At 70.2% G+C, this 25,355-nt stretch carries 21 protein-coding genes and 1 tRNA gene; 16 read left to right on the top strand and 6 right to left on the bottom strand.

The features are described 5' to 3' along the window. Positions 1-88: 88 nt before the first annotated feature. From DEJ05_RS06100 to DEJ05_RS06090, 3 genes are all read right to left on the bottom strand, one after another. The gene (locus tag DEJ05_RS06100) at positions 89-796 is read right to left on the bottom strand and encodes a DedA family protein (RefSeq protein WP_027464603.1); all 708 of its coding nucleotides are present in this window, start codon (positions 794-796) and stop codon (positions 89-91) included. Positions 797-940: 144 nt separating this feature from the next. Beyond that, positions 941-1,021 (bottom strand) — tRNA-Leu (locus tag DEJ05_RS06095). Between the two features lie 154 nt (positions 1,022-1,175). Beyond that, on the bottom strand, positions 1,176-2,483 hold the full coding sequence (locus DEJ05_RS06090; RefSeq protein WP_111110015.1) for an MFS transporter: 1,308 nt from the start codon (positions 2,481-2,483) through the stop codon (positions 1,176-1,178). Positions 2,484-2,539: 56 nt separating this feature from the next. On the opposite strand from DEJ05_RS06090, the gene mnmA reads away from it, so the two are divergent. From mnmA to DEJ05_RS18005, 12 genes are all read left to right on the top strand, one after another. Then, entirely contained in the window at positions 2,540-3,646 is a 1,107-nt protein-coding gene (mnmA, locus tag DEJ05_RS06085) for a tRNA 2-thiouridine(34) synthase MnmA (protein WP_031259645.1), read from the top strand. A 66-nt stretch (positions 3,647-3,712) separates the two neighbouring features. Next, positions 3,713-6,043, top strand: coding sequence for an NAD-dependent DNA ligase LigA (gene ligA, locus DEJ05_RS06080; protein ID WP_111029530.1), 2,331 nt, complete (start codon positions 3,713-3,715; stop codon positions 6,041-6,043). A gap of 192 nt (positions 6,044-6,235) precedes the next feature. After that, on the top strand, positions 6,236-7,654 hold the full coding sequence (locus tag DEJ05_RS06075) for an alpha/beta hydrolase (protein WP_111029529.1): 1,419 nt from the start codon (positions 6,236-6,238) through the stop codon (positions 7,652-7,654). 260 nt (positions 7,655-7,914) lie between these two features. After that, positions 7,915-10,263, top strand: coding sequence for a transglycosylase domain-containing protein (locus DEJ05_RS06070; RefSeq protein WP_111029528.1), 2,349 nt, complete (start codon positions 7,915-7,917; stop codon positions 10,261-10,263). 138 nt (positions 10,264-10,401) lie between these two features. After that, positions 10,402-10,701, top strand: coding sequence for an Asp-tRNA(Asn)/Glu-tRNA(Gln) amidotransferase subunit GatC (gene gatC, locus DEJ05_RS06065; RefSeq protein WP_017887005.1), 300 nt, complete (start codon positions 10,402-10,404; stop codon positions 10,699-10,701). Between the two features lie 11 nt (positions 10,702-10,712). Next, complete coding sequence (gatA, locus tag DEJ05_RS06060; protein WP_111022649.1) at positions 10,713-12,260, top strand: Asp-tRNA(Asn)/Glu-tRNA(Gln) amidotransferase subunit GatA; 1,548 nt, start codon at positions 10,713-10,715, stop codon at positions 12,258-12,260. Then, entirely contained in the window at positions 12,260-13,765 is a 1,506-nt protein-coding gene (gene gatB, locus DEJ05_RS06055; protein WP_035807593.1) for an Asp-tRNA(Asn)/Glu-tRNA(Gln) amidotransferase subunit GatB, read from the top strand. Before gatA ends, gatB begins: the two co-directional genes overlap by 1 nt. 109 nt (positions 13,766-13,874) lie before the next feature. After that, positions 13,875-15,014, top strand: coding sequence for a type III polyketide synthase (locus DEJ05_RS06050; protein ID WP_111110014.1), 1,140 nt, complete (start codon positions 13,875-13,877; stop codon positions 15,012-15,014). Further along, positions 15,011-15,733 carry a methyltransferase domain-containing protein gene (locus DEJ05_RS06045; protein WP_111038782.1) on the top strand — a complete coding sequence of 241 codons (723 nt, stop codon included), beginning with the start codon at positions 15,011-15,013 and terminating at the stop codon, positions 15,731-15,733. The genes DEJ05_RS06050 and DEJ05_RS06045 overlap by 4 nt, the downstream gene beginning before the upstream one ends. Positions 15,734-16,034: 301 nt before the next feature. Next, positions 16,035-16,676, top strand: a complete 642-nt coding sequence (locus DEJ05_RS17805; protein WP_146245028.1) for an SLATT domain-containing protein — start codon at positions 16,035-16,037, stop codon at positions 16,674-16,676. Between the two features lie 172 nt (positions 16,677-16,848). Beyond that, on the top strand, positions 16,849-18,054 hold the full coding sequence (locus DEJ05_RS06040; protein ID WP_181440672.1) for an RNA-directed DNA polymerase: 1,206 nt from the start codon (positions 16,849-16,851) through the stop codon (positions 18,052-18,054). A 35-nt stretch (positions 18,055-18,089) separates the two neighbouring features. Beyond that, positions 18,090-18,236 carry a hypothetical protein gene (locus DEJ05_RS18005; protein ID WP_181440671.1) on the top strand — a complete coding sequence of 49 codons (147 nt, stop codon included), beginning with the start codon at positions 18,090-18,092 and terminating at the stop codon, positions 18,234-18,236. 126 nt (positions 18,237-18,362) lie between these two features. Here DEJ05_RS18005 and DEJ05_RS06035 read toward each other — a convergent pair whose 3' ends face one another. Then, on the bottom strand, positions 18,363-19,412 hold the full coding sequence (locus DEJ05_RS06035) for a zinc-dependent alcohol dehydrogenase family protein (RefSeq protein ID WP_111029525.1): 1,050 nt from the start codon (positions 19,410-19,412) through the stop codon (positions 18,363-18,365). A gap of 80 nt (positions 19,413-19,492) precedes the next feature. Between DEJ05_RS06035 and DEJ05_RS06030 the strand changes: the two genes are divergently transcribed. Together DEJ05_RS06030 and DEJ05_RS06025 are read left to right on the top strand one after the other, a co-directional pair. Continuing rightward, positions 19,493-20,470, top strand: coding sequence for a DUF3097 domain-containing protein (locus DEJ05_RS06030; RefSeq protein WP_111110012.1), 978 nt, complete (start codon positions 19,493-19,495; stop codon positions 20,468-20,470). 70 nt (positions 20,471-20,540) lie between these two features. After that, positions 20,541-21,194, top strand: coding sequence for a hypothetical protein (locus tag DEJ05_RS06025; protein ID WP_017886998.1), 654 nt, complete (start codon positions 20,541-20,543; stop codon positions 21,192-21,194). 134 nt (positions 21,195-21,328) lie between these two features. Here DEJ05_RS06025 and DEJ05_RS06020 read toward each other — a convergent pair whose 3' ends face one another. Continuing rightward, the gene (locus DEJ05_RS06020) at positions 21,329-22,342 is read right to left on the bottom strand and encodes a LacI family DNA-binding transcriptional regulator (RefSeq protein ID WP_111022654.1); all 1,014 of its coding nucleotides are present in this window, start codon (positions 22,340-22,342) and stop codon (positions 21,329-21,331) included. Next, complete coding sequence (locus DEJ05_RS06015; protein ID WP_258367055.1) at positions 22,339-22,761, bottom strand: DUF3054 domain-containing protein; 423 nt, start codon at positions 22,759-22,761, stop codon at positions 22,339-22,341. The genes DEJ05_RS06020 and DEJ05_RS06015 overlap by 4 nt, the downstream gene beginning before the upstream one ends. A 115-nt stretch (positions 22,762-22,876) precedes the next feature. Between DEJ05_RS06015 and DEJ05_RS06010 the strand changes: the two genes are divergently transcribed. Together DEJ05_RS06010 and DEJ05_RS06005 are read left to right on the top strand one after the other, a co-directional pair. After that, on the top strand, positions 22,877-23,827 hold the full coding sequence (locus tag DEJ05_RS06010; protein WP_111110011.1) for a hypothetical protein: 951 nt from the start codon (positions 22,877-22,879) through the stop codon (positions 23,825-23,827). A 275-nt stretch (positions 23,828-24,102) separates the two neighbouring features. Then, positions 24,103-25,257 carry an extracellular solute-binding protein gene (locus tag DEJ05_RS06005; RefSeq protein WP_111103123.1) on the top strand — a complete coding sequence of 385 codons (1,155 nt, stop codon included), beginning with the start codon at positions 24,103-24,105 and terminating at the stop codon, positions 25,255-25,257. Positions 25,258-25,355: the final 98 nt, after the last annotated feature.

Genomic DNA, 25,355 nt, shown 5'->3' with positions numbered 1-25,355 from the left:
CGCTCTCTTCGTCCCGCACAACCGAAGTCGCCCCGAACCACGTGATCACGTGGTCCGGGGCGACTTTGGTTGTGCGCCGGTGCTGCGGCTAGAGCGTCGGGTCGACGGTCGGGGCCGTGGTGGCCTCGGCCTCGTTCGTGTGCTTCGCCTTGCGGGCGTTGCGCAGGTACGTCAGCGCCATCGGCACGACGGTCACGACGACCGCGGCGAGCAGGATGATGTCGATGTACTCGCGGACGATGTGCGCCACGAACGGGATGTGCCCGATGAAGTACCCGAGGAACGTCACGCCGACGCCCCAGACCACGGCGCCGATCGCGTTGTAGAGCGAGTACTTCTTGTAGTCCATCCGGCCGACGCCCGCGGCGATCGGGGCGAAGGTGCGGACGACCGGCACGAAGCGCGCCAGGATCACGGCCAGGGGGCCGAAGCGGTGGAAGAACGCGTTGGTGCGCTCGACGTTCGCCTTCGAGAAGAGCCCGCTGTCCTTCCGCTCGAAGATGGGTGGCCCGGCCTTCTTGCCGATGTAGTACCCGAGCTCGCCGCCGAGGAACGCGGCGGCGCCGATCATCAGCGCCGCGACCCAGATCGGGATGCCGCCGATCTCGCCACCGCGGTCGAAGGCGAACAGGCCGGTGATGACCAGCAGGCTGTCGCCCGGGAAGATGAAGCCGATGAGCAGACCGGTCTCGGCGAACACGATCGCGCAGACCACGAGCACGGCGATGGCCCCGAAGTGGTCGAGGATGTACTGCGGATCGAGCCACGGGATCAGGGCGAGTGCGACGGAGTGCATGGTTCTTCCGGTCGTGGAGCGGGAGTCACGGGGAGGACTCCCGCGGGATGAGGGTACCGCCCGGAAGTGACCGGGCCATCCCTCGCAGGGTTGACCTGCACGAGGCGTGCGGATGACCGCAACGGTGCGCCAGGACGGACTCGGTGCGGAAGGAGGGACTCGAACCCTCACGCCTGGGGCACAGGAACCTAAATCCTGCGTGTCTACCGATTCCACCACTCCCGCGAGCAGCGGCAGTCTACCGAGCGCGGGGTGCAGGGCGGACGTGCGCCGGGCCTCCAGGCCGTGGGACGCACCGTGCGCACTCCGTGACCCGGTGCGAGGAACCGTACGTGGTGCGGGGTGGGCCGAGTGCCACCGAGTACGGAACGGCAGCGCGTCAGCGCAGCGGACGCGGCAGGTACCGGGGCACGTACCGGAGCAGGATGCCCGCACCGACCAGGCCGAGCACGCCCATCACCCCGCTCGCGACGGCGATGGACGCGACGGCGGTCACGCCGGAGATGAGGAGCGGTGCGGCCGCCGACCCGAAGTCGCCGGTGAACCGCCACGCCCCCAGGAACGGTGCCGGGGCGTCGCGCGGTGCGAGGTCCGCGCCGAGCGTCATGAGGATGCCGGAGCCGACCCCGTTGGCCAGGGACATGCCCATCGCGATCGCGACGAACCAGCCGACCCGTGCGTCCAGGTGGCCGCTCCAGGCGAGCAGGAAGTAGCTGATGCTCAGGCCGAGCATGCAGGGCAGGGCGCTCGCGAGGCGTCCCCACCGGTCCATGATCTGCCCGCTCGTGTAGAACAGCGCGAAGTCGACGGCTCCGGCGATGCCGATCACGAGTGCCGCGGTCGAGTCGTCGAGGCCGACGCTCACCGCCCAGAGCGGCAGGATCACCTGCCGCCCGGCGCGCATCGCACCGATCAGGCCGGCGCCGCTGCCGAGCCGCAGCAGGACCGCCCCGTTCGCGCGGATGGTGCGGAAGAGCCCCTGCGCCTCCTGCTGGACGAACTGCGCCCCGGTGTCGGCGGGTGGTTCGGTCGCGTGGTCGCTCGCGTCCGTCGCGTGGTCGGCCGACAGCCGGGAGGCCCGTGGCGGCAACCGCAGACCGCGTGTGCCCGTCGCGGGGTCGCGCAGCACCAGGAGCACGGTCGCCGCCGCCAGACAGCAGACGACGTGGATCCAGAAGGCGCTGCTGGTGGTGCCGGTCAGGTGGATGACGCCGGCGGCGATGAACGGGCCGACGAAGTAGCCGAAGCGGAAGACGCCGCCCAGGCTCGACAGTGCCCGGGCCCGGATCCGCAGGGGGATCGCGGTGGTCATGTAGGCGTGCCGGGCGAGGGCGAACACCGCGGTGGAGACGCCGACCAGGAACACCCCGAGTGCCAGGACCCAGGCGTTCGCGGCCGTCGTGGCGACGATGAGCCCGACCACGGACACGAGCGCGGCGCCGACCATGGCGTTCCGCTCGCCGATGCGGGCGACGACGATGCCGGACGGCACGTCGCCGATGAGCTCCCCGACCAGGATGAGCGAGGCGACGAAGCCCGCGAACGCCAGGCTGGCACCGAGCGAGTCGGCCGCGATCGGGATGATCGGGATGATCGCGCCCTCACCGATCGCGAAGAGCGCAGCGGGCAGGAACCCGGACAGCAGGACGGACCGGAAGTCGAATGAGTCGTTCCCCGTCGTGGCCATCGCCCGACCAACGGTACGCCAGCGGTACCGCTTCGTCGGCGGGTTACCCTGGACGCATGCGTGTTCTTGCGGCGATGAGCGGTGGTGTCGACTCGGCGGTGGCCGCAGCCCGGGCGGTCGACGCCGGCCACGACGTGGTGGGTGTGCACCTGGCCCTGAGCCGGATGCCCGGCACCCTGCGCACCGGCAGCCGCGGGTGCTGCACCATCGAGGACTCGATGGACGCCCAGCGCGCCGCGTCGGCGCTCGGGATCCCGTACTACGTGTGGGACTTCTCGGCCCGGTTCAAGGAGGACGTCGTCGACGACTTCGTGGCCGAGTACCAGGCCGGCCGCACCCCGAACCCCTGCATGCGCTGCAACGAGCGGATCAAGTTCGCGGCGCTGCTCGAGAAGGCACTGGCCCTGGGCTTCGACGCCGTCGCGACCGGGCACTACGCCTCGATCGTCACCGGTCCGGACGGCTCCCGCGAGCTGCACCGGTCGGCCGCGTGGGCGAAGGACCAGTCGTACGTGCTCGGGGTCCTGACCGCCGAGCAGCTGCAGCACGCGATGTTCCCGCTCGGCGCGACGCCGTCGAAGGACGAGGTCCGGGCCGAGGCCGCCGAGCGCGGGCTGACGGTCGCCCAGAAGCCGGACTCCTACGACATCTGCTTCATCCCGGACGGCGACACCCGCGGCTGGCTGGCGGACCGCGTCGGCACCGCCCCCGGCGAGGTCGTCGAGCGTGACGGCACGGTCGTCGGCTCGCACGAGGGCGCCACCGGCTACACCGTCGGACAGCGCCGCGGCCTGGCCCTCGGTCGCCCGGCACCGGACGGCAAGCCCCGGTTCGTGCTCGAGATCCGCCCGAAGGACAACACCGTCGTCGTCGGCCCGAAGGAAGCCCTCGCCGTCACCTCGATGTCCGGCTCTCGGTTCACCTGGGCGGGCACTGCCCCGGCCGACCCCGCGACGCCGTTCGCCTGCGACGTGCAGATCCGCGCGCACGCCGACCCGGTGCCCGCGACGGCCCGCGTGCAGGACGACGTGCTCGTGATCGACGTCGACGAGCCGCTGCACGGGGTCGCTCCCGGCCAGACGGCTGTGGTCTACGTCGGCACGCGGGTGCTCGGCCAGTGCACGATCGACACCACGGTCAGCGCCGTCCCCGTCGACGCCTGACCCCGCCGCCCCCGGGGCACACGCTCGCTGCACGCCGCGTCGGTGGTGCACGGTAGAACTGATGCCATGAGCGAGACCGACGCGACGTTCGAGACCATCGACCCCGACGGGCTCGATGCCGCCCAGGCCGCGCGCGAGGTCGACCGGTTGCGCGCCCGCGTCACCGAGCTGCGCCACGACTACTACGAGGGCAACGCCTCGCCCCTGTCGGACGCCGACTACGACGCCCTGGTGCACCGCCTCGACGCGATCGAACGGCGGTTCCCGGAACTCCTGACGCCCGACAGCCCGACGCAGACCGTGGGTGGGCAGGCGCAGACGACGCAGTTCGCGCCGGTCGAGCACGCCGAGCGCATGCTCTCGCTCGACAACGTCTTCAGCCCCGACGAGCTGACCGAGTGGGCCCTCAAGGTGCAGCGGGACGCCGGTGCCGAGCGGGTGCGGTTCCTGACCGAGCTGAAGATCGACGGCCTGGCCATCAACCTGCGGTACGAGCACGGTCGGCTCGTCTCGGCCGCCACCCGCGGTGACGGCGTGGTCGGCGAGGACGTCACCGGCAACGTCCGCACGATGGGCACGATCCCGGACCGCCTGTCCGGCACCGGTCACCCGCCCCTGGTCGAGGTCCGGGGCGAGATCTTCTTCCCGGTCGCCGAGTTCGACGAGCTCAACGCCAACCAGCGCGAGGCGGGGGAGCGCGTGTTCGCCAACCCGCGCAACGCTGCCGCCGGGTCCCTCCGCCAGAAGGAAGAGGGCAAGTCCGAGGCGAAGCGGGCACTGATGGTCGACCGGCTGCGGCGTCTGCGGATGCTCGTGCACGGCATCGGCGCGTGGCCCGTCCGTGAACTCGAGCAGGGGACCGACGTCCGCAGCCAGTCCGAGGTGTACGAGCTGCTGCAGACCTGGGGGCTCCCGACGAGCAGCCACTACCGGGTGTTCGACACCATCGACGAGGTCAACGGCTTCGTCCGGACCACGGGGGAGCGCCGTTCGTCGGTCGAGCACCAGATCGACGGCGTCGTCGTGAAGGTCGACGACCTCGCCCTGCACGAGGAACTCGGGTCGACCTCGCGGGCGCCGCGGTGGGCGATCGCGTACAAGTACCCGCCGGAAGAAGTGCACACGACGCTCACCGACATCGTGGTCAGCGTCGGCCGCACCGGCCGTGCCACCCCGTTCGCGGTGATGGCCCCGGCCGAGGTCGCCGGGTCCGTCGTCCGCCAGGCCACGCTGCACAACCAGCAGGTCGTCAAGGCGAAGGGCGTGCTGATCGGGGACACGGTGGTGCTGCGGAAGGCCGGCGACGTCATCCCCGAGGTGCTCGGCCCGGTGGTCGAGCTCCGTGACGGCTCCGAGCGCGAGTTCGTGATGCCGACGAACTGCCCCGAGTGCGGCACCGAGCTCGCCCCCGCGAAGGAAGGCGACATCGACCTGCGCTGCCCGAACGCGAAGAGCTGCCCGGCGCAGGTGCGCGGTCGGGTCGAGCACATCGCCTCGCGCGGGTCGCTCGACATCGAGGGCCTCGGCGAGGTCGCTGCCGCGGCGCTCACGCAGCCCCTCCGCCCGGAGACCCCGCCGCTCGTCACCGAGGCCGGACTGTTCGACCTGACGATGCAGGACATCGTCCCGATCGAGGTCATCGTCCGCGACGCCGAGACCGGCATGGAGAAGGTCGACGACGACGGCACCCCGAAGCGCGTCACACCGTTCAGCCGGGCGCGCAAGAAGACCGACCCGCCGTTCGACCCCGAGGCACGCGGCGCCGACTACACCGGTGAGCCGAGCCGCTACCCGTCGAAGAACGCGTTCGAGATGCTCGCGAACATCGACGCCGCGAAGACGAAGCCGCTGTGGCGGATCCTGGTCGGCCTGAGCATCCGCCACGTCGGACCCGTCGCCGCCCGGGCCCTGGCGAACCACTTCGGGTCCCTCGACGCGATCCGGTCGGCATCGCGCGAGGACCTCGCCGCCGTCGACGGGGTCGGCGGGATCATCGCCGACGCCCTGCTCGCCTGGTTCGACGTCGACTGGCACCGCGAGATCATCGACCGCTGGACCACGGCCGGCGTGCAGTTCACCACCCCGGGCCACCCCGGCCCGGGCAGCGCCGACGTCGAGGGCGGCGTGCTGAGCGGCGTCACCGTCGTCGCCACCGGGTCGCTCGAGGGCTACACGCGCGAAGGTGCACAGGAGGCGATCATCACCGCCGGTGGCAAGGCGGCCTCGAGCGTGAGCAAGAAGACCGACTTCGTGGCGGCCGGTCCGGGTGCCGGTTCGAAGCTGACGAAGGCCGAGCAGCTGGGCGTCCGGATCATCGACGCCGAGCAGTTCCACCTGCTCGTGACCGAGGGGCCCGCGGCGCTCGCCGAACCGGAAGCGCCCACGACCGAGGACTGAGGACTGAGGACCGACCGGGCGCACAGCACGCCCGGTCGCATCCGCTGAGCGCGGCGCGCCGCCGAACGCGCCCAGTTCGGGGGACAAGTTGCATCGCGCATGGATGATCCGCGGACATCTCCATAGACTCGACCGAGCATCACCCGTCGTCTGCAGGGGGACGTCGGGACGGCCTTCCCGGGGGAGACCCGAATGCTGCTCATCGCTGCGGCTCTGCTCACCGCCTCGGTGCACTCGCTCGGAGTGATCGAGGCCCCAGGCATGCCCCCGGCGCACCAAGTCACGGTCGCCAGCACCACCACGACCCGCATCGTCCCGGTCGACGACGTGCTCTCGTCGGCGTCGGCGTCGGCATCCGTGTCGGCTCCCGTGGCGACGCCGGTGGCGGCAGGGGCGTCGTCCACGACAGCGGTGCGGGTGGACGACCTCGCCGCCGCACACGGACGCGCCTTCGTCGAGGACCTCGGTGCGCTCGGTGCCGCCGACCTGCGGAGCGCGGCCACCGACCGTGGCGTCGTGGCGACGGTGCAGGACGACCCGCCGCCCGCGCAGACCGTCGCGCAGTGGTGGTCGCACCTGCCCGCCGACGAGCAGGACCGACTCCTCGTGCATGCGCCCGCCCTGGTCGGGAACCTCGAGGGCGTGCCGTACGCGGTCCGTGACCAGGCCAACCGCGCGACGCTGACGTCCGGCCTCGCCGACGCCGACCTCGGAGCAGCCCGGGCCGCGATGCTCGGGCAGGTCCGGGACTCCCTGGTGCAGCAACCCGGCGACCCGCGGCGCTTCCTGGTGGCGCTCGACACCCGGGGGTCGGGCCGTGCGGCGATCAGCATCGGCGACCTCGACACCGCGGCCGACGTCACCGTCGTGGTGCCGGGCATGTTCTTCACGGTCACCGGGCAGATGACCGACTTCACGAACACCGCCAACGACCTGTCCCGTGAGCAGGCCACCCTGGCGCCGCTCGCCGCCACGGGCAACGGGTCGGGAGCCGCCGTCGTCGCGTGGATGGGGTACCGCACGCCGGACCTGTCCAACATCCTGTCGCTCGGGCTCGCACGGACCGGGGCCGAGCGGCTCGAACGGACCGTCGCAGGGCTTCGCGTGATCCGGGCGGGCGACCAACCGCGCGTGAACATCGTCGCGCACTCGTACGGGTCGACCACGGCGATGACGGCCCTGGCGTCCGGCCGGATGACCGCCGACACCCTGACCGTGCTCGGATCGCCGGGCAGCGACGTCCGGACGGCGGACGACCTCGCCGTCGCCACCGGGCAGGTGTTCGTCGGCGGTGCGCACAGCGACCCCATCGCGGGCTCCGGGTACTTCGGCACCGACCCGGGCGGGGCGTCGTTCGGGTCGACCGTGCTCGACCTGGCCGGTGGCGCCGACGCGCTGTCGGCAGGTGACGTGTTCCGCCGCCCCGTGGGCCACAACGACTACCTCAAACCGGGCACGGCATCGCTGCACGACGTCGCCCTGATCGGCATCGGACGCGGCGACCTGGTGCGCGAGCAGGTCCGACGCGGCAAGTCGGGTGGTGACGGCATCGTCGGCGCCTCGCCGGACATGTACCTCGTGCGCCCGCAGGACCTGCAGCCCCGTGACTGACCGGCCGTGACCGACGGGCGGTGGGCGGCCGGCCCTGACCGACCGGGCGGACCCGCCGGTCGTGGCGACGCGGTGGACGTGACCCGATCGTGACCGGTGGCCGACGTGGCGGAGCCGTTGCGGGCCTCCCGGGCGGATCGGTGCGCCCGCGCGGATCGCGACGCGTCCTCGGAACCGCCTGGGTGGCAACCTGAACGCGACCGCAGCCTGCACTCGTTCCAGGGCAGAACCAGTACAGCCCTGCTGCCTACGGTGCCGTCATGCGTGTGGTGCGATGGCCTGGTGCTCTCCTGATGTTCGTGGTGATGTCCGTGCTCGCCGGCATGCTCGTCGCCGTCGCGGTGACCCCGGCGGTCGCCGTCGCGGGTGAGGGGACCTCCGGGGCGGTCTCGTTCTTCGAGGACCTGCCGACGTACCTCGACGTGCAGACCCCGCAGCAGGTGTCGTCCGTGTACGCGGAGCAGGGCGGGAAGCAGGTCAAGATCGCCTCGTTCTACGCCGAGAACCGCACGAACGTGACGGCCGACCAGATGGCGGACTCGCTCAAGCAGGCGGCGATCGACACCGAGGACCCGCGCTACTACGACGAGGGCGGCATCGACGTGCTCGGGACGCTCCGCGGGGTCGCCGCGACCGTCGTCGACGGGGACGTGCAGGGCGGCTCGAGCATCACGCAGCAGTACGTCAAGAACGTCCTGGTGCAGCAGTGCGAGGAGCTCACGGGCAAGGACCAGGCCGCCACCGAGAAGAAGGTCGAAGCCTGCTACCAGGACGCTGCCGGCGTCACGCCGCAGCGCAAGCTGCAGGAGATGCGGTACGCGATCGCGGTGAACAAGAAGTACTCGAAGGACGAGATCCTGACCGGGTACCTCAACATCGTCGGGCTCGGCGGTCGGGTCTACGGGGCCGAGGCCGGGGCCGAGTACTACTTCGGCGTGCACGCGAAGGACCTGTCGCTCGTGCAGTCGGCCACGCTCGTCGCGATCCTCAACAACCCGTCGAACCTGCGCATCGACGTGCCGAGCGACAAGGACAACGGCAAGACCAACGGGTACGAGCTGACGAAGGAGCGCCGCGACTACGTGCTCCGCCGGATGCAGGCGCACGGGTCGATCACGAAGGCCGAGATGACGAAGGCCATCGCGACCCCGGTCGCACCGAAGATCACCGAGACCGCGAACGGCTGCTCGACCGCGGCGACGCACTACGACGCCGGCTACTTCTGCGACTACGTCCGCGACCAGGTGCTGCAGGACCCGGCGTTCGGCAAGACCGCCGCGGCACGCATCGCGACGCTCGACACCAAGGGCCTGCAGATCCACACCTCGCTCGACCTCGACCTGCAGGGCCAGGCACAGTCCGCCCTGTCCACCTACGTGCCGGCCACGATGGCCGGCGTCGACGTCGGCGGCTCGAACGTCACCGTGGAGCCCGGCACCGGCCGGATCATGTCGATGGTCCAGAACACCACGTACACGCAGGGGGACAACGCCGCCGCCGGGGCCACGGCGGTGAACTACAGCGCCGACTCCGGGTACGGCAACTCGGGCGGGTTCCAGACCGGCTCGACCTACAAGGTGTTCACCCTGGCCGAGTGGCTCGCCAGCGGGCACACCCTGTCCGACTCGGTCACCACCTCGGAGCACCAGTTCGCGAACGCCGAGTTCACCAACAGCTGCCAGAACGTCGCGGGTGGCACCTGGAACGTCGCCAACGCCGAGAGCGTGCCGTCGTCGATGTCGGTCGAGGCGGCGACGGTCGAGTCGATCAACACGGCGTACGCCCAGATGGGCAAGCAGCTCGACCTGTGCAAGATCGCCCAGCTCGCGCAGTCGATGGGCATCCACCGCGCCGACGGCGGGGACCTGACGCAGACGCCGTCGTCGATCCTCGGCGTGAACGAGCTGTCGCCGATCGACCTGGCCGAGGCCTACGCGGGCTTCGCCAACGGCGGCATCGTGTGCACGCCCACCGCGATCGACTCGGTGACCGAGGCGGACGGCACGAAGATCACCCCGACGCCGTCGTCCTGCACGCAGGGCGTCTCCGCGGACGTCGCGGGCACGGTCGACTACGCGCTGCAGGGCGTCCTGTCCGGTTCGGGCACCGCGGCGAGTGCGAACCCCGGGGACAGCGTGGCGAAGTTCGCGAAGACCGGCACCACCGACGGTGACGTGCAGAACTGGCTGGTCGCGTCGTCGACGAAGTACACGAACGCCACCTGGGTCGGCAACGTGCAGGGGAGCGTGAGCCTGGCGAACTGGCCGTTCCTGCAGGGCACCACCGGGTACAGCGCGAAGTTCGGGGTCGGGAAGTCGATGATGACGTACCTCGACCAGACCGTCGGCGGGGGAGCGCTGCCCGCGCCGAGCCAGGCGATGATCGGGCAGGCGAGCAAGTCGTCGTCATCGTCGTCGTCGTCGTCTTCGTCTTCGTCCTCGTCGGGGTCCTCGTCCGGGCAGGGAACGGCGCAGGACGACCAGACGACGCCGACGGCTGCTCCGGCTGCGCCTGCCGCTCCGGCCGCACCCGCTGCCCCGGCTGCGCCGGCGCCCGCCGCGACGGTGGCCCCGGCGGCACCGGCTGCGAGGGGCCAGAACGGGAAGTGACCCGCTGACCCCCTGGAGGCCCGGTGCCGGTCCGGCGGACCGGCACCGGGCCTCCAGGGCGTTGTCCACAGCCGCGCCTGCGCGCCCGACGCAGCCAATAGACTGTGGGGCATTCCACGAACCGATCGACGGAGCACCATGCCTGACATCACGAGCGAGCAGGTCGCACACCTGGCGAACCTCGCACGTATCGCACTCACGCCCGACGAGATCGAGAAGCTGACCGGGGAGCTGTCGCACATCGTCGAGAGCGTCGCCAAGGTCGCCGAGGTCGCGACCGACGACGTCCCGGCGACGAGCCACCCCGTGCCGCTCGGCAACGTCACCCGACCCGACGTGGTCGGCACGACGCTGACGCAGGAGCAGGCGCTCTCCGGGGCGCCCGACTCCGACGGCGAACGGTTCCGCGTGACCGCCATCCTCGGCGAAGAACAGTAGGGCGAAGAACAGTGACTGACGACATCACGAAGCTGAGCGCCGCGGCGCTCGCCGACGCCCTCGTGGCGCGCGACGTCTCGAGCGTCGAGGCCACCCAGGCCCACCTCGACCGGATCGCCGCCGTCGACGGCGACGTGCACGCGTTCCTGCACGTCAACCAGAACGCCCTGGCGGTGGCGAAGTCGATCGACTCCCGCCGCGCCGCGGGCGACGACCTCGGGCCGCTCGCCGGTGTGCCGATCGCCGTCAAGGACGTCCTGTGCACGCAGGACATGCCCACCACCGCCGGGTCCAAGATCCTCGAGGGCTGGGTGCCGCCGTACGACGCCACCCCCGTCGCGAAGCTCCGCGCCGCCGGCCTCGTGCCGCTCGGCAAGACCAACATGGACGAGTTCGCGATGGGCTCGACCACCGAGTTCTCGGCCTACGGGCCGACCCGCAACCCGTGGGACCTCGACCGGATCCCCGGCGGGTCCGGCGGTGGCTCGGCCGCTGCGGTCGCCGCGCACGAAGCCCCGTTCGCCCTCGGTTCGGACACGGGTGGCTCCATCCGCCAGCCGGGTGCCGTGACGGGCACGGTCGGTGTGAAGCCGACCTACGGCGGGGTGAGCCGCTACGGCGCCATCGCCCTGGCATCCAGCCTCGACCAGATCGGCCCGGTGTCCCGCACCGTCCTCGACGCCGCGCTCCTGCACGACGTCATCGGCGGGCACGACCCGAAGGACTCCACGTCCATCCCGGACGCCTGGCCCTCGATGGCCGCGGCCGCACGCGAAGGGCTGCAGGCGGACACGCTCCGCGGCCTGCGCGTCGGCGTGGTGAAGGAACTCGCCGGGGGTGACGGGTTCCAGGCCGGGGTCACCCAGCGCTTCCAGGAGACGGTCGCGCTGCTCGAGTCGGCCGGTGCGGTCGTCGTCGAGATCGACGCCCCGTCGTTCGCGTACGCGATCAGCGCGTACTACCTGATCCTCCCGGCCGAGGCGTCGTCGAACCTCGCCAAGTTCGACTCGGTGCGCTTCGGCCTCCGGGTCACGCCCGAGAACGGTGCCACCGTCGAGGACGTCATGGCCGCCACGCGTGAAGCCGGCTTCGGCCCCGAGGTCAAGCGGCGCATCATCCTCGGCACCTACGCCCTGAGCGCCGGCTACTACGACGCCTACTACGGCTCGGCGCAGAAGGTCCGCACGCTCGTGCAGCGGGACTTCCAGGCCGCCTTCGAGCAGGTCGACCTGCTCGTCAGCCCGTCGGCGCCGACGACCGCGTTCCCGATCGGTGAGCGCATCGACGACCCGCTGGCGATGTACCTCAACGACCTCACGACGATCCCGGCGAACCTCGCCGGCGTGCCCGGCATGAGCATCCCGAACGGCCTCGCGCCCGAGGACGGCCTGCCCGTCGGTGTGCAGCTGATGGCGCCCCAGCGTGAGGACGCCCGGCTGTACCGCTACGGTGCCGCCCTCGAGCGTCTGCTCGAACAGCAGTGGGGCGCGCCGCTCATCGCGTCCGTCCCGGACCTCGACCAGAGTCAGCAGTCCGCTGCGCAGGAAGGTGTGATCTGATGGCGCAGAAGGACGCGCTGATGGACTTCGACGAGGCGCTCGAGCGCTACGAGCCGGTGCTCGGCTTCGAGGTCCACGTCGAACTTGCGACGAAGACCAAGATGTTCTCGGACGCCCCGAACTTCTTCGGCGGCGAACCCAACACGAACGTCACCCCGGTCGACCTCGGGCTGCCCGGGTCGCTGCCGGTCGTGAACGCACAGGCCGTGCGGTACTCGATCCAGCTCGGGCTCGCGCTCGGTTGCTCGATCGCCGAGTCCTCGCGGTTCGCCCGGAAGAACTACTTCTACCCGGACAACCCGAAGAACTACCAGGTCTCGCAGTACGACGAGCCCATCGCCTACGAGGGCGAGGTCGAGGTCGAGCTCGCCGACGGGACGATCTACAACATCCCGATCGAGCGCGCCCACATGGAAGAGGACGCCGGCAAGCTGACGCACGTCGGTGGTGCCACCGGCCGCATCCAGGGCGCCGAGTACTCGCTCGTCGACTACAACCGTGCCGGTGTGCCCCTGGTCGAGATCGTCACGAAGCCGATCTTCGGCGCCGAGCACCGTGCCCCCGAGCTCGGTGCCGCCTACGTGCAGGTCATCCGCGACCTCGTCCGGGCGCTCGGCGTCTCCGAGGCGCGCATGGAGCGCGGCAACCTGCGGTGCGACGCGAACATCTCGCTGCGCCCCCGCGGGCAGGAGAAGCTCGGCACCCGCACCGAGACCAAGAACGTCAACTCGTTCCGCGCCGTTGAGCGTGCGATCCGCTACGAGATCCAGCGTCAGGCCGCGATCCTCGCCGCCGGTGGCACGATCACGCAGGAGACCCGCCACTGGCACGAGGACACCGGTCGCACGTCGGCCGGTCGTCCGAAGTCGGACGCCGACGACTACCGGTACTTCCCGGAGCCCGACCTGCTGCCCGTCGTGCCGGACCCGGCCGTCATCGCGGAGCTCCGCGCCTCGCTGCCCGAGGCACCGGTCGCACGTCGCCGTCGTCTGAAGGGTGACTGGGGCTTCGCCGACCTGGAGTTCCAGGACGTCGTGAACGGCGGGCTGCTCGACGAGGTCGAGGGCACCGTCGCCGCCGGCGCCGCACCACAGGCCGCCCGCAAATGGTGGACCGGTGAGATCAGCCGCGTCGCCAACGCGCAGGACGCCGCCCCCGGTGACCTGGTGTCGCCGAAGCACGTCGCCGAGGTCATCGCGCTCGTCGAGTCCGGCGACCTGACCGACCGCCTGGCACGCCAGGTGCTCGAGGGCGTCATCGCGGGCGAGGGCTCGCCGGCGCAGGTCGTCGAGGCCCGCGGGCTCAAGGTCGTCTCGGACGACTCCGCCCTGACGGCCGCGGTCGACGAAGCACTCGCGGCGCAGCCCGACGTGCTGGCGAAGATCCAGGACGGCAAGGTCCAGGCGGCCGGCGCGATCATCGGCGCGGTCATGAAGGCCATGAAGGGCCAGGCCGACGCCGCACGCGTGCGGGAACTCGTGCTGGAGCGCGCGCAGCAGTCGTAGGCAGTCCCACCTCGGAGGGCACGGCACCGGTCGGTGCCGTGCCCTCCGTGCGTCCCGGTCGCCGTGTGCATCCTGGGGACGCGTCAGCGATCCGGTGACAGGATGAGTCGTGTCCGCAACGATCCGCGCCATCGGAACCGCCGTCCCCGAGACGACCCTCGACCAGCCCCGGGTGCGTGACCTGTTCTCCGCCCAACCCGACCTCGGGCGGCTCGGCAGACGGCTCGTCCCCGCCGCGTTCGACGGGTCGGCGGTCGACCAGCGGCACACCGTCCTCGAGGAACTCGACTCCGCGCGTGCCGGTGGGGCCTTCCGTGACGACGACGGCACCCTGCGCTCGCCGTCCACCGGCTCACGCAACGACCGGTACCGCGAACTCGCCCCGCCGCTGTTCGTCGCCGCCGCCCGCGACGCCGTCGCACGCGCCGGCATCGCGCCGGAGTCCGTCACGCACCTGGTGACCGTGTCGTGCACCGGGTTCACCCAGCCTGGGCCAGACATCGACGTCGTCGAGCAGCTCGGGCTCCCCGGGGGCGTCTTCCGGCACCACATCGGCTTCATGGGGTGCTGCGCCGCGTTCCCCGCGCTCCGGATCGCCGCGGCGTTCGTCGACCAGGACCCGGACGCCGTCGTGCTCGTCGTCTGCGGTGAACTCTGCACCCTGCACGTCCGCGCATCGAACGACCCCGACCAGATCGTCGCGAACAGCGTCTTCGGCGACGGTGCGGCCGCCGCGGTCGTCGCCCGGGACGGAGCCGGTCTGCGCTTCGACGACTTCACGACGGCCGTGGTGCCCGAAGGAGCGTCCGAGATGGCGTGGAACATCGGGGACGAGGGCTTCGAGATGGTCCTGTCCACCGCCGTGCCGAAGCTCGTCGGCCTGCACGTGCCGAGCGCCGTGCAACCGCTGCTCGACGGCGGGCCAGCGTCGGACGTGCCGGTGTGGGCGGTGCACCCGGGCGGCCGGGCCATCCTCGACCGCACGCAGGAGTCGCTCGGCCTCCCCGACGGCGCCATGGAGTCGAGCCGGCGGGTGCTGCGCGAACACGGGAACATGTCGAGCGCCACCGTGCTCTTCGTGCTGCGGGACGCCGTCGACGCCGGCCTCGAGGACGGCAGTGCCGTCGTCGCGCTCGCCTTCGGCCCCGGACTCACCGTCGAGAGCGCACGGCTCACCGCGGTGCGGACCGAGGCGTCGCCTGCCGTGGAGCCGCTGCGCGTGCCCGTCGCGACCACGGGCGTGGCGTGAGCCGTCAGGACGGCGGCACCACGGGCCTCCCGGCCGTCGACCTGCGCACCCGCGCGCTCGACCTGACCGAACTGATGGACGACCCGGACTGCGACCCGCGTGCGCTCGCGCGCACCTTCCGGCGCTTCGCCGTCGTGAACGCGCTCGTGAGCGGCTGGCGCGCGGCCTGGCGGTCCCACGTCGTGCCGGCCCTGCCTGCCAGCGGCCGCGGCCGGGTGCTCGACCTGGGGTGCGGCGGCGGCGACCTGGCCCGCTCGCTGGTGCGCTGGGCGGCGAGCGACGGATTCGACCTCGAGGTCGTCGGGGTCGACCCGGACGAACGTGCCATCGCCGCGGCACGGCGGTCGTCCCCGACCGGTGTGACGTTCCGGCAGCAGTCGAGCGGTGACCTGGTCGCGGCGGGTGAGCGGTTCGACGTCGTCGTGTCGAACCACGTGCTGCACCACCTGGGCGACGAGGAGCGGCGCGGGTTCCTGGCCGACTCCGAGCTGCTCGCGAGCGGGCGCAGCCTGCACTCGGACATCCGGCGGTCGCCGGCGGCCTACCGTGCCTACGCGCTGGCGTCACCGCTCGTGGCGGCGGGGACGTTCATCCGGGTCGACGGCCTGCGGTCGATCCGCCGGAGCTTCACGGTGCCCGAACTCCGCGACGTGCTGCCCGGCGGGTGGCGGGCCGAGGCGGCGGCGCCGCACCGGGTGCTGGCGATCCGCGACGCGTGAGCGGGCGGGGAGCTATTGTTCGACTCGTCGCTTGCGGTTGTGAGTACGTCTAGTTGAGCAATGAGCTTATCGCTAAGACAATGAGCGGACAGTGGCGGCCCCCATTTTGGGGTAGAAGAGCCTGCATTACCGTCGTTGACGGTGCGCTACAGTCGAAGGGCTCCGGCCACTGCTTCACCCTCGCGGGAAGTGATGTGACAAATGCGCGAAAGCGCGTGCCCCTTGTCGGGCTGAGCCTACGGGCGTTGAGCACTGGAGAGCATCGCGAGATGCGGCGCTAGTCGAAAGTGGCCGGAGTGCAATGACTGATCAGCTGAATGACCTCGCGATCTGGACAGAGCGGACCTATCTGTCCCGTTTGCAGCTAGCAAAGCGCCTTCAGACGCGCGGCGCACTTTGGAGTGCAGCGCTTGTGAGCGCCTCCGTGGTATCCGCGGTTGCCAGCGTTTCGCTTCTTGTCAACGAATCTATCTATGGCGGGAAAGGTCCCTTTGTTTGGTCTGCGGCGGGTATCCTGATTCTCGCCGCCTCCCTCATGGTTTCAAGTACCGATTACACACAGCGCTCTCGTCTGGCCTTTGAGGCATACCGGCGTTTTCAGCGAGTCAGCGTGTCGGCGAGAGATGCCGCTCAGGGCACGCGGAGGAAGACGCGCCGCCAGCGGGAATTCCAGCGCCTGAATAGCGAGTATCAGGAACTGCTCGATAACACCGTGAATCACAGCGGAGCAGATTTTGCAGCCGCAATGAGTTGGAGATTGGTTCCGCGTGGAGAACCAGTGTATGACACTGCCTCGGTAAGATATGTCACTGTGCGCGTTCTGACTGCGCATTGGCTTCGCCGCGCTATCAGTGGCGTCGTCACATCAATACCGGTCGTGCTGATTCTTGTCTCGATCTCGGCGCTTATTCCGCTGCTCGCTTGGATCGTCGATGCCTACTGAAGCGAGCGCGGGGCGGCGATGGATGCGGGCAGTGCGAAAAGCCGATATTGAGGCTGCTCATGCACACCTAGAGAGTCTCGGAGCGCAACCTGCTCGAGACGGCGTGGACGCATCAATCTGGGCACGTGATTTCGGGCGCCGGGTTCGTTGGTTGAATGCACGATTGCGACGGATGGACTACCAGTTCATTCCCTATGAACTCGTCTTGAAGAGTAAGGGTGCGAAAAAGTCGCCAAGAGAGATTAGTCGACCAAGGTTCCAGGACCGTATGGTGCTTAGGTTGATGGCTCGCCATCTGTCCGGTATCGACAGTTCAGCTCGCGGTCGGTTGGCGCAAGACGTGGTCGGCTGTGTTATCAGTGAATTGAACTCTCAGAGATTTGACTATTACCTCAAGATAGACATTCGAGACTTCTATCCGAGCCTCAGTCATGACTGGGTACGCGCTGTGCTTAGTCGCGTTCTGGTTAATCCAGATCTCGTGAATCTCTACATGTCGGCCATTCGGACACCCAGCGTCTCAAGAGGGGCGTCCGGTCTGGACTGCGATGATGAGCGAAAAGGGGTCCCCCAAGGGCTGGCAATATCGAACGCGGTCGCCGAGTTGTCTTTAGTCCACCTCGACGATGAGATTCGCGGTATCGACGGCCTAGCCTATTTTCGATTTGTCGATGATATCCTCGTATTACTGACCGAGGATAGCTCGAAAACTCTGATTCCTCGGGTGTCGGGCGCGTTAGGGCGTGCTGGTCTAACAATTCATCCGGTGGAGGCAGGTTCGGGTAAATCAGCGGTCGGTGCGTTGTCCACGCATTTTGAATTTCTCGGGTATCGCTTCGAGGGTGCTCGCGTCACGGTCAAGAAATCCGGTGTTGGCAGAATGGAGGAGCGGCTATCTCGCGCTTTCACTGCTTACAAATATGCGCTGGTTCGTGCGAATGGCAGTCCACGACTTGAAGCGGTAGCGAGAGCCCGGCTGCAATGGCATGTGAACCTTGCAATTACTGGTTGCAGATTTGACGGCCATACGGTTGGATGGCTCGCGTTCTACTCCCAGATACGCCATCATCAACTACTTGAGCATTTGGACTGGATGATCGGTACAAAAGCAAAGCGCTTCGGTGCGGGAGATCTTGAGTTTAAGAGCTTTGTGCGCGCTTACCGTTTTGTGGCAAGTAAGAAGATCGACGGCACTGGTTACATTCCGGATTTCGACAACTGGACGGTGGATCAAAAGCGAACCGCCCTCGTCGAAGTATTCGGCGTTGACCCGCGTCGGATCAGGGACGACGTGGAAGTTGAGGGTCGCTTTCGTGCTCGCGTCCGCAAAGAGGTATTAGAGTTGGAGCGCGACGCAGGAGATGGATATCGTCGATAGTGCCCCGCCGTACACCGGCGGCCAGGGTTCTCGATGTGGTTTTGTTCGCCGAGTACAACCGACACGGGGATGAGTTTGTTGATCGCCGCGACATCGAAACGGCCGAGAAGCGTGGCTCGACCTCGCTCGCGGACGGTGTCATATCGGGCGGACGCGCGCATCCGGCCAGGACCGTCATCTGATTTCATCCGGAGGGAAGCCGTGCCACGCGCGAGGGCATAGGTGGCTGCGTCTTGCGGACGGGAGGCCCGTGGCGACGCCGCCACGGGCCTCCCGTCCGTCTGCCGGTGCGTCCACGACGCGCGCCGCTACGGGCGCAGCAGCACCTTGATGGCCCGGCGCTCGTCCATCGCGCGGTAGGCCTCGGCGGCCTCGTCGAGCGGCAGCTCCAGGTCGAAGACGCGACCGGGGTCGATCGCGCCGGACAGCACGTCGGGCAGCAGCTCCGGGATGTACTTCCGTGCCGGGGCCATGCCGCCCGCGATCGCGATGTTCGTGTCGAACAGGTAGCGCGTGCCGATGGTCGGCACCCCGTGCGGGACCCCGACGAAGCCGACGTTGCCACCGGGGCGCACCGAGTGCAGCGCCTGGTCCATGCTCTCCTCGGTGCCGACGGCCTCGACCCCGCAGTCGGCCAGGTCGCCGCCGAGCAGCGCGCGGACCGCCGCGACGCCCTCGTCGCCGCGCTCCGCCACGATGTCGGTGGCACCGAACTCGCGGGCGAGTGCCTGCCGGTCGGCGTGGCGGCTCATCGCGATGATGCGCTCCGCCCCGAGCCGCTTCGAGGCGAGCACGGCGGACAGGCCGACCGCGCCGTCGCCGACCACGACGACGGTCTTGCCGGGGCCGACCGCTGCCGACACGGCGGCGTGGTGACCGGTCGAGAAGACGTCGGACAGGGTGAGCAGCGACGGCACCAGGGCCGGGTCGACCGGGCCGGGGACCGCGACGAGCGTGGCGTCGGCGTCCGGGATCCGCACGTACTCGGCCTGTGCGCCACCGACGGGGTCGCCGTACGCGTCCGTGCTGCCGAACCCGGACAGGTGGTCGCAGCCGGTGGTCATGCCGTTGCGGCAGGCCTGGCAGGTGCCGTCGTTCATGGTGAAGGGGGAGATGACGAAGTCGCCCTCGTGCAGGCCGGTGACGTCGTCACCGACGGCGACGACCTCGCCGACGAGCTCGTGGCCGATCGGCCGCGGCTGCTTCGTCTCGGTGACGCCGCGGTAGGGCCAGAGGTCCGATCCGCAGACACAGGCCGCGAGGACCTTGACGACGACGTCCTTGCCGGACAGGAGCCCGGGTCGGTCGCGCTCCTCGACGCGGATGTCGTTCGGGGCGTGGATGATCGCTGCGCGCACGGGCGGGCCTTCCGTCGAGATGATGGGGAACCGGCGCGGTCGACGTCGTCCGGGCCGTCGTCGACAGTACCCTCGTGCGGGTGGACGACGACCGGTACGGCGGCGATGTGCTCTCGGGGGACTGGCGCTCGCGCGGGGTGAAGAAGGTGCGGCAGGTGCCGCTCGAACGGGACATGGTGCTCGAGGACCCGGACTCCGGGTGGGCCGGTGCCGTGGTGGGGCTCGAGGCGGGCAACATCGCGCTCGAGGACTGGAAGGGCCGCACGCGGTCCTTCCCCTTCACCGGGCAGTTCCTGCTCGAGGGTGAGCTGGTGACGCTGGGGCGGCCGTCGGCGCCGGTCGGGCGGTCGGCCGGGGGCGCTGTTGGGGCTGGTGCTGCTGGTTCCGCTGGCGGTGCGGGTTCCGCTGGTTCCGTCGGTTCCGTCCATGCGGACTGGAGGCCCGGGGGCGCGCCCGCCGTGCGGCAGGCGTCCGACGGTGGTCGCCTGCGCACCGCGTCCGGATCGTTCGCCGTGGAGTCGCAGCGTGCTCGGGTGGCGCTGCCGAGCCGCATCATGGTCGAGGGCAAGCACGACGCGGAACTCGTCGAGAAGGTCTGGGGTGCCGACCTGCGCGTCGAGGGCGTCGTGGTCGAGGAGCTCTCCGGCGTCGACAACCTGGCCGCGGTGCTCGACGAGTTCCAGCCGACGCGGGAGCGCCGGGTCGGGGTCCTGGTCGACCACCTGGTGCCCGGGTCGAAGGAGTCCCGCTTCGCCGACGCCGTGATGCGTGGCAGGTGGGGCGCGCACGTGCTCGTCGTCGGGCACCCGTTCGTCGACGTCTGGCAGTCGGTCAAGCCGGCGCGGGTCGGGCTGCGGGCGTGGCCGACGATCCCGCGCTCGATCGAGTGGAAGGCGGGCATCTGCCAGGCACTCGGCTGGCCGCACGCCGAGCAGGCCGACATCGCCAGGGCATGGCAGCGGATCCTCGGGCAGGTGCGCACCTTCGCCGACCTCGAGCCGGAGCTGCTCGGCCGTGTCGAGGAGCTGATCGACTTCGTGACGGAACCACAGGCCTGAGAACCGGCGGATTGCCCGACCGGCGCGGTGTGCCGGGGGTGATCCGCGCCTCCAGGCCTACTGTTGAGGGATGGACGGCATCGACGGTCGCGTGCGGGGCGCGGTCGACCTGTGGCTGCGCTGGCTGCCGCGCTGGCAGATCGGGACCGCCCGCCCGCGCACGCGCATCTGCCGGAAGTGCACCGGGTCCCCGATCGCCGCGGCCGCGGGGTTCGGACCCGACGTGCCGCACGCCGTCCAGCACGCGCTGATCGGTCGGATCTCGACGATCGTCGAGGACGCCGTCGACGACTACACGGCGAAGAACCTGCCGCTGCTGCAGCGTGAACTCGAGCGGGCGGCGGCCCGGAAGCGGCATGCCGGGTACCAGCCGGCCGAGGGGTTGTCGCCGGAGTTCCAGGGCCTGGACGTGGACCCCGAGCCGTCGCCGGGGTCGCCGTTCCTGTTCACCCTCGGCGAGCTGGCCGGGACCGGTGCGGGGGAGCAGACGCCGCGCGAGCCGCTGTCCGACGAGGCGAAGGCCGCGCTCCGGCACGAGATCGCGCTGTCCGACGAGTGTGCGCGGTCGACCGGCACCGCGGTGTGCCTGGCGCTCATCGACCACCGGCCGCGGATCGCCGAGGCCGTCGAACGCCTGGTGGAGCCGCAGATCGAGGCGCTGGTGTCGGACATGTTCCGCGGGTTCGACGGGCCGGAGGACGGGCCGCGCAGCGGGCTGTTCTAGGCGCGGGTGCGGGTGCGCGGGTGCGTTCGGTGCGAGGTTCCGTACTCGGTGCGAGGGTCGTCCGGCCGCACCGAGTACGGAACCTCGCACCGATCGCGTGGCGCCTCGCACGGTGCGAGGTCGCCGGGTCGGACTCAGCGGGGGAGCAGGGTGCGGCCGGGGATCACGGTGCCGCGCAGTGAGCGGTGCTCGACCGGGCGCGTGGGGTCGTCGATGCGGCCGATGACCAGGTCGATGGCCTCGCGGCCGATGCGCTCGATCGGTTGCTCGAGTGTCGTGAAGCCGATCCAGTCGCTCGCCAGTGGGTAGACGCCGTCGAACCCGGTGACGGAGAGGTCACGCGGGACCTCGACACCGCGGCGGGCGAGCGCCTCGCACACGTCGAGCATGAGCCGGTCGGTCGGGCACATCACCGCGGTCACGCCCGACTCCTGCACGGCGTCCACCAGGTCGGCGGCGAGGTCGTCGGGTGGCCGCACGAAGCTCGCGTCGATGTCGATCACCCGGATGCCACGTGCTCGGAGTCGCTCGAGCATCGCCGACGACCGCGCGTGCTGCGTGATCGCGTTGTCGAGCGGGACGGTGAACACCACGGCGGTGGTGTGGCCGGCATCGGCGACGGCGTCCGCGATGGAGGCCCCACCGTCGACCTCGTCGCAGTAGACGCTCGAGAGCGCCGGGTGCAGCTCGGGCCGACCCGCGACGACGGTGGCGATGCGGGGCGCGAACTCGGCGATGTCGGCGGACGGCATCAGGCCGCTGCACACGACGAGCCCGTCGACGCGCATGGACACGAGTGCGGCGAGGGCGGACTTCTCGTCCTCGACCCGACCGACGCCCGTCGTGGTGACGACGCGGTAGCCGAGCTCCGATGCGCGGCGCTCCATCACGGCGTGCAGTGCGGTGTAGACCATCGACGATGCATCCCGGACGAGCATCCCGATCGTGTTCGTGCGACCGCTGACCAGCCCGCGAGCCATCGCGTTCGCGACGTACCCGAGCTCGGCTGCCGCTCGTTCGACGCGTTCGCGGGTCTCGTCCGAGAACCGTCCGGTCCCGGAGAGCACGCGGCTCACCGCCGACTTCGAGACCCCCGCACGTGCGGCGACGTCGAGGATGGTCGGCTGGGAACCGCGGCTGCCGTTCACGCGTCGGACGCTGCGGCGTCCCGTCGCGACCGCGACGCGGTGAACCGGAGCACACCGCGGGCGATCGCGCGCCAGCCGAGCAGGAACACCCCGAGCACGATCGTCGCGACGATGACGAACGAGATCGGCAGCGGGTTGCCGTCGACGTCGCCCTGGCCGGTGGCGACGCGGATGGCCAGACCGACGAAGACCGTGAGGACCCAGACCACGACACCGGTCGGCCAGAAGCGCAGCGGTCGAGCCCAGGCACCGCTCGTCACGTACCCGATCGCCCAACCCGCCAGGAACGGGTAGGCGGTGGTCCAGAGCGCCAGTGCCGTGTTGGCCTCACCGTGCGACGAGCGCCCGATGAGCGCGAAGACGACGATGAGGACGACGTCGATGACGGCTGCGAGCCAACCCCAGGTGCGTGCGTTCACCCGCTCATTCTCGCAGCTGCTGATTCATCCGCTTGCGACTGTGGACGGATGCGCCTGTCCACAGTCTGATCCGGCTGCACTCGCACCGTGCGAGGTATCCGCCAGCATCCGATGCATGGCTGCTCATCCCCGTTTCCCCGCCGTCCCCGACTGCACGGTCCTCGTCGCGCACGAGTCACGGCCCGACGAGGCCGCGGCGATCCGGGTCCGGGCCCGCGCTGGGGAACTGGTCCGCATCTCGCACGGTCGGTACGCCGACACCGAGCGGTGGAAGGGGCTCCGCCCCGAGCAGCGGCACCACGTGCTCGTGCGATCACTCGTCGACCGGATCAGACCCCGCTTCGTCGTGTCGCACCTGTCGGCGGCGGCGGTCATCGGTGTGCCGTACGTAGGCCGGTGGCCGGAACGAGTCCACCTGGCCAGCCCCGGGCGCGATGCGCGGACGACCAACGCGACGTTCGTCGTGCACGCCGACTTCGACCCGTCGATGGCGGGCACGTGGCGGTTCCGCGCGGACGACCTGACCTTGACGGGGTTCGACAGGACGGCCGTGGACCTCGCCATGACCTTGCCGATGACGGAAGCGGTGGTGTCCATCGACCGGCTCCTCGCCCTCGGCGCGGACCGCGACGCCGTCCTGGACGGGGTCGCGCGGCGGGGACGGAAGGGCCGGCGCCGTGCCCTGCGGTCCGTCGGTTTCGCGGACCCAGCCGCTGACTCGGTGGGGGAGTCGCTGGTCCGAGTCCGCCTGGACGAGTACGGCGCTCCCACCCCGGTGCTGCAACGACGCTTCACCACCCCGGGCGAGTCGGACATCGTCGTGGACTTCTGGCTCCCGGACCAGGGCGTGGTGATCGAGTTCGACGGTGAGGTGAAGTACCGCGATGCAGCGCTGCGAGGAGGGCGGTCGGCGGAGGACGTCGTCATCGCGGAGAAGTACCGCGAGGACCGCTTGCGCTCCTTCCCCGAGGTGCGCGGGGTGATCCGGTACGGCTGGAAGGACGTGTGGGACGAGTCCGCGTTCCGCGCGAAGCTCCGGAATGCCCGGGTACCGATGTCACGGTGACCTCGCACGGTGCGAGGGGCGGCGCGAACGGTGCGAGGTTCCGTACTCGGTGCAGGGCTCCAGGGCGGGCACGGAGTACGGAACCTCGCACCAGAGCCCGCACCGCACCCGGAGTTCACCCGGCGGCGACGCCGGAGGCACCCGGAGTTCACCCGGCAGCGCCACACTCGACCCCGGCGCGGGAACGTTCCCACACGTCCCGCCCGCACGAACCCCGCACGCCCGCACGCCCCCACCCCGCACATCCCACGCACCACGGAACAGGGAGAACCCACGTGAAGACCCGAGTCCTCGCCGGCCTCGCCATCGCGGCAGCCGCGACCGTCGCACTCTCCGGCTGCGTCCAGAGCGCCAACGCCTCGAACGCCTCCGACACCGACGGCACCACCGACCTCACCGTGTTCATCAGCGGCGACACCAACGTCCAGGACCTCTGGGACAAGTCGCTCATCCCCGCCTTCGAGAAGGCCAACCCGAAGATCCACGTCAGCACGAGCATCGACCTGCACGGCGAGCACGACGCCCAGACCCAGGCGAACCTCGCCACCGCGGTCAAGGCCGGCAAGTCCGTCGCGTACGACCTCGTCGACGCCGGCTTCGTCACCACCGCCGGCAAGGCCGGGCTGATGGCACCGGTCAGCGACAGCACGATCCCGAACCTGAAGGACGTCCCGGACGCCACGAAGCAGCAGGGCGGCGACAGCGCCATCCCGTACCGCGCCTCGAGCGTGCTGCTGGCGTACGACGCGAAGAAGGTCACGGACCCGCCGAAGACCCTCGACGACCTGCTCGCCTGGATCAAGGCCAACCCGGGCGAGTTCGCCTACAACTCCCCGTCGTCCGGCGGTTCGGGTGGCTCGTTCGTGGCCACGGTGCTCGCGAAGTACCTGACGCCCGCCGAGCAGGAGACGATGCAGACGAAGTACGACAAGTCCCTCGAGTCGAAGTGGGACAAGGGCTTCGCGGCCCTGAAGGACCTCGGTCCGTCGACGTACCAGAAGGGCGTCTACCCGAACGGCAACGACCAGGTCGTGCAGCTGCTCGGCAGTGGCCAGATCGCGATGGCCCCGGTCTGGAGCGACCAGTTCATCACCTCGCAGAAGACCGGCATCATCCCGAAGACCACCAAGGCCGTGCAGATCGACGACCCGTCGTTCACCGGCAGCGCGAGCTTCCTCGGCATCCCCAAGACCGAGCCGAAGGCCAAGAAGGCGGCAGCCGAGAAGCTCGCCGACTTCGTGCTCAGCGCGAAGGGGCAGCAGCTCGTCGCGAGCGCCGTCTCCGGCTACCCGGTGATCCCGCTCGACAGCCTGCCCAAGTCGGTCGCCGAGCAGTTCGCCGACGCGAACCCCTCGCAGCTCCGCCTCGGGTTCCAGAGCGACTTCGCCGCCGACATGAACGCGGCGTGGGACGCGAAGGTCCCGCAGTGACCCAGACCGTCCAGGACGGCCCGGCAACCGGCCGGGAGGCCCGTGGCGACTCCGCCATGGGCCTCCCGCCCGTCCCGCCCCACGCCCAGGGCCCGGCG

Source organism: Curtobacterium sp. MCLR17_045, assembly GCF_003234405.1.
GTDB classification, from domain to species: domain Bacteria; phylum Actinomycetota; class Actinomycetes; order Actinomycetales; family Microbacteriaceae; genus Curtobacterium; species Curtobacterium flaccumfaciens.
The sequence above is the reverse complement of the archived record's forward strand: the minus strand, read 5'-3'. Positions and strand labels throughout refer to the sequence as shown.

Bases quoted from the DNA above. Each gene is read 5' to 3' on its own strand.
- DEJ05_RS17805 (WP_146245028.1), top strand. From the start codon at position 16,035: ATGACTGATCAGCTGAATGACCTCGCGATCTGGACAGAGCGGACCTAT.
- DEJ05_RS06070 (WP_111029528.1), top strand. From the start codon at position 7,915: ATGCGTGTGGTGCGATGGCCTGGTGCTCTCCTGATGTTCGTGGTGATG.
- gatB (WP_035807593.1), top strand. From the start codon at position 12,260: ATGGCGCAGAAGGACGCGCTGATGGACTTCGACGAGGCGCTCGAGCGC.
- ligA (WP_111029530.1), top strand. From the start codon at position 3,713: ATGAGCGAGACCGACGCGACGTTCGAGACCATCGACCCCGACGGGCTC.
- DEJ05_RS06100 (WP_027464603.1), bottom strand. From the start codon at position 796: ATGCACTCCGTCGCACTCGCCCTGATCCCGTGGCTCGATCCGCAGTAC.
- mnmA (WP_031259645.1), top strand. From the start codon at position 2,540: ATGCGTGTTCTTGCGGCGATGAGCGGTGGTGTCGACTCGGCGGTGGCC.
- DEJ05_RS06090 (WP_111110015.1), bottom strand. From the start codon at position 2,483: ATGGCCACGACGGGGAACGACTCATTCGACTTCCGGTCCGTCCTGCTG.
- gatC (WP_017887005.1), top strand. From the start codon at position 10,402: ATGCCTGACATCACGAGCGAGCAGGTCGCACACCTGGCGAACCTCGCA.
- DEJ05_RS06040 (WP_181440672.1), top strand. From the start codon at position 16,849: ATGGACTACCAGTTCATTCCCTATGAACTCGTCTTGAAGAGTAAGGGT.
- DEJ05_RS06010 (WP_111110011.1), top strand. From the start codon at position 22,877: ATGGCTGCTCATCCCCGTTTCCCCGCCGTCCCCGACTGCACGGTCCTC.
- DEJ05_RS06025 (WP_017886998.1), top strand. From the start codon at position 20,541: ATGGACGGCATCGACGGTCGCGTGCGGGGCGCGGTCGACCTGTGGCTG.
- DEJ05_RS06075 (WP_111029529.1), top strand. From the start codon at position 6,236: ATGCTGCTCATCGCTGCGGCTCTGCTCACCGCCTCGGTGCACTCGCTC.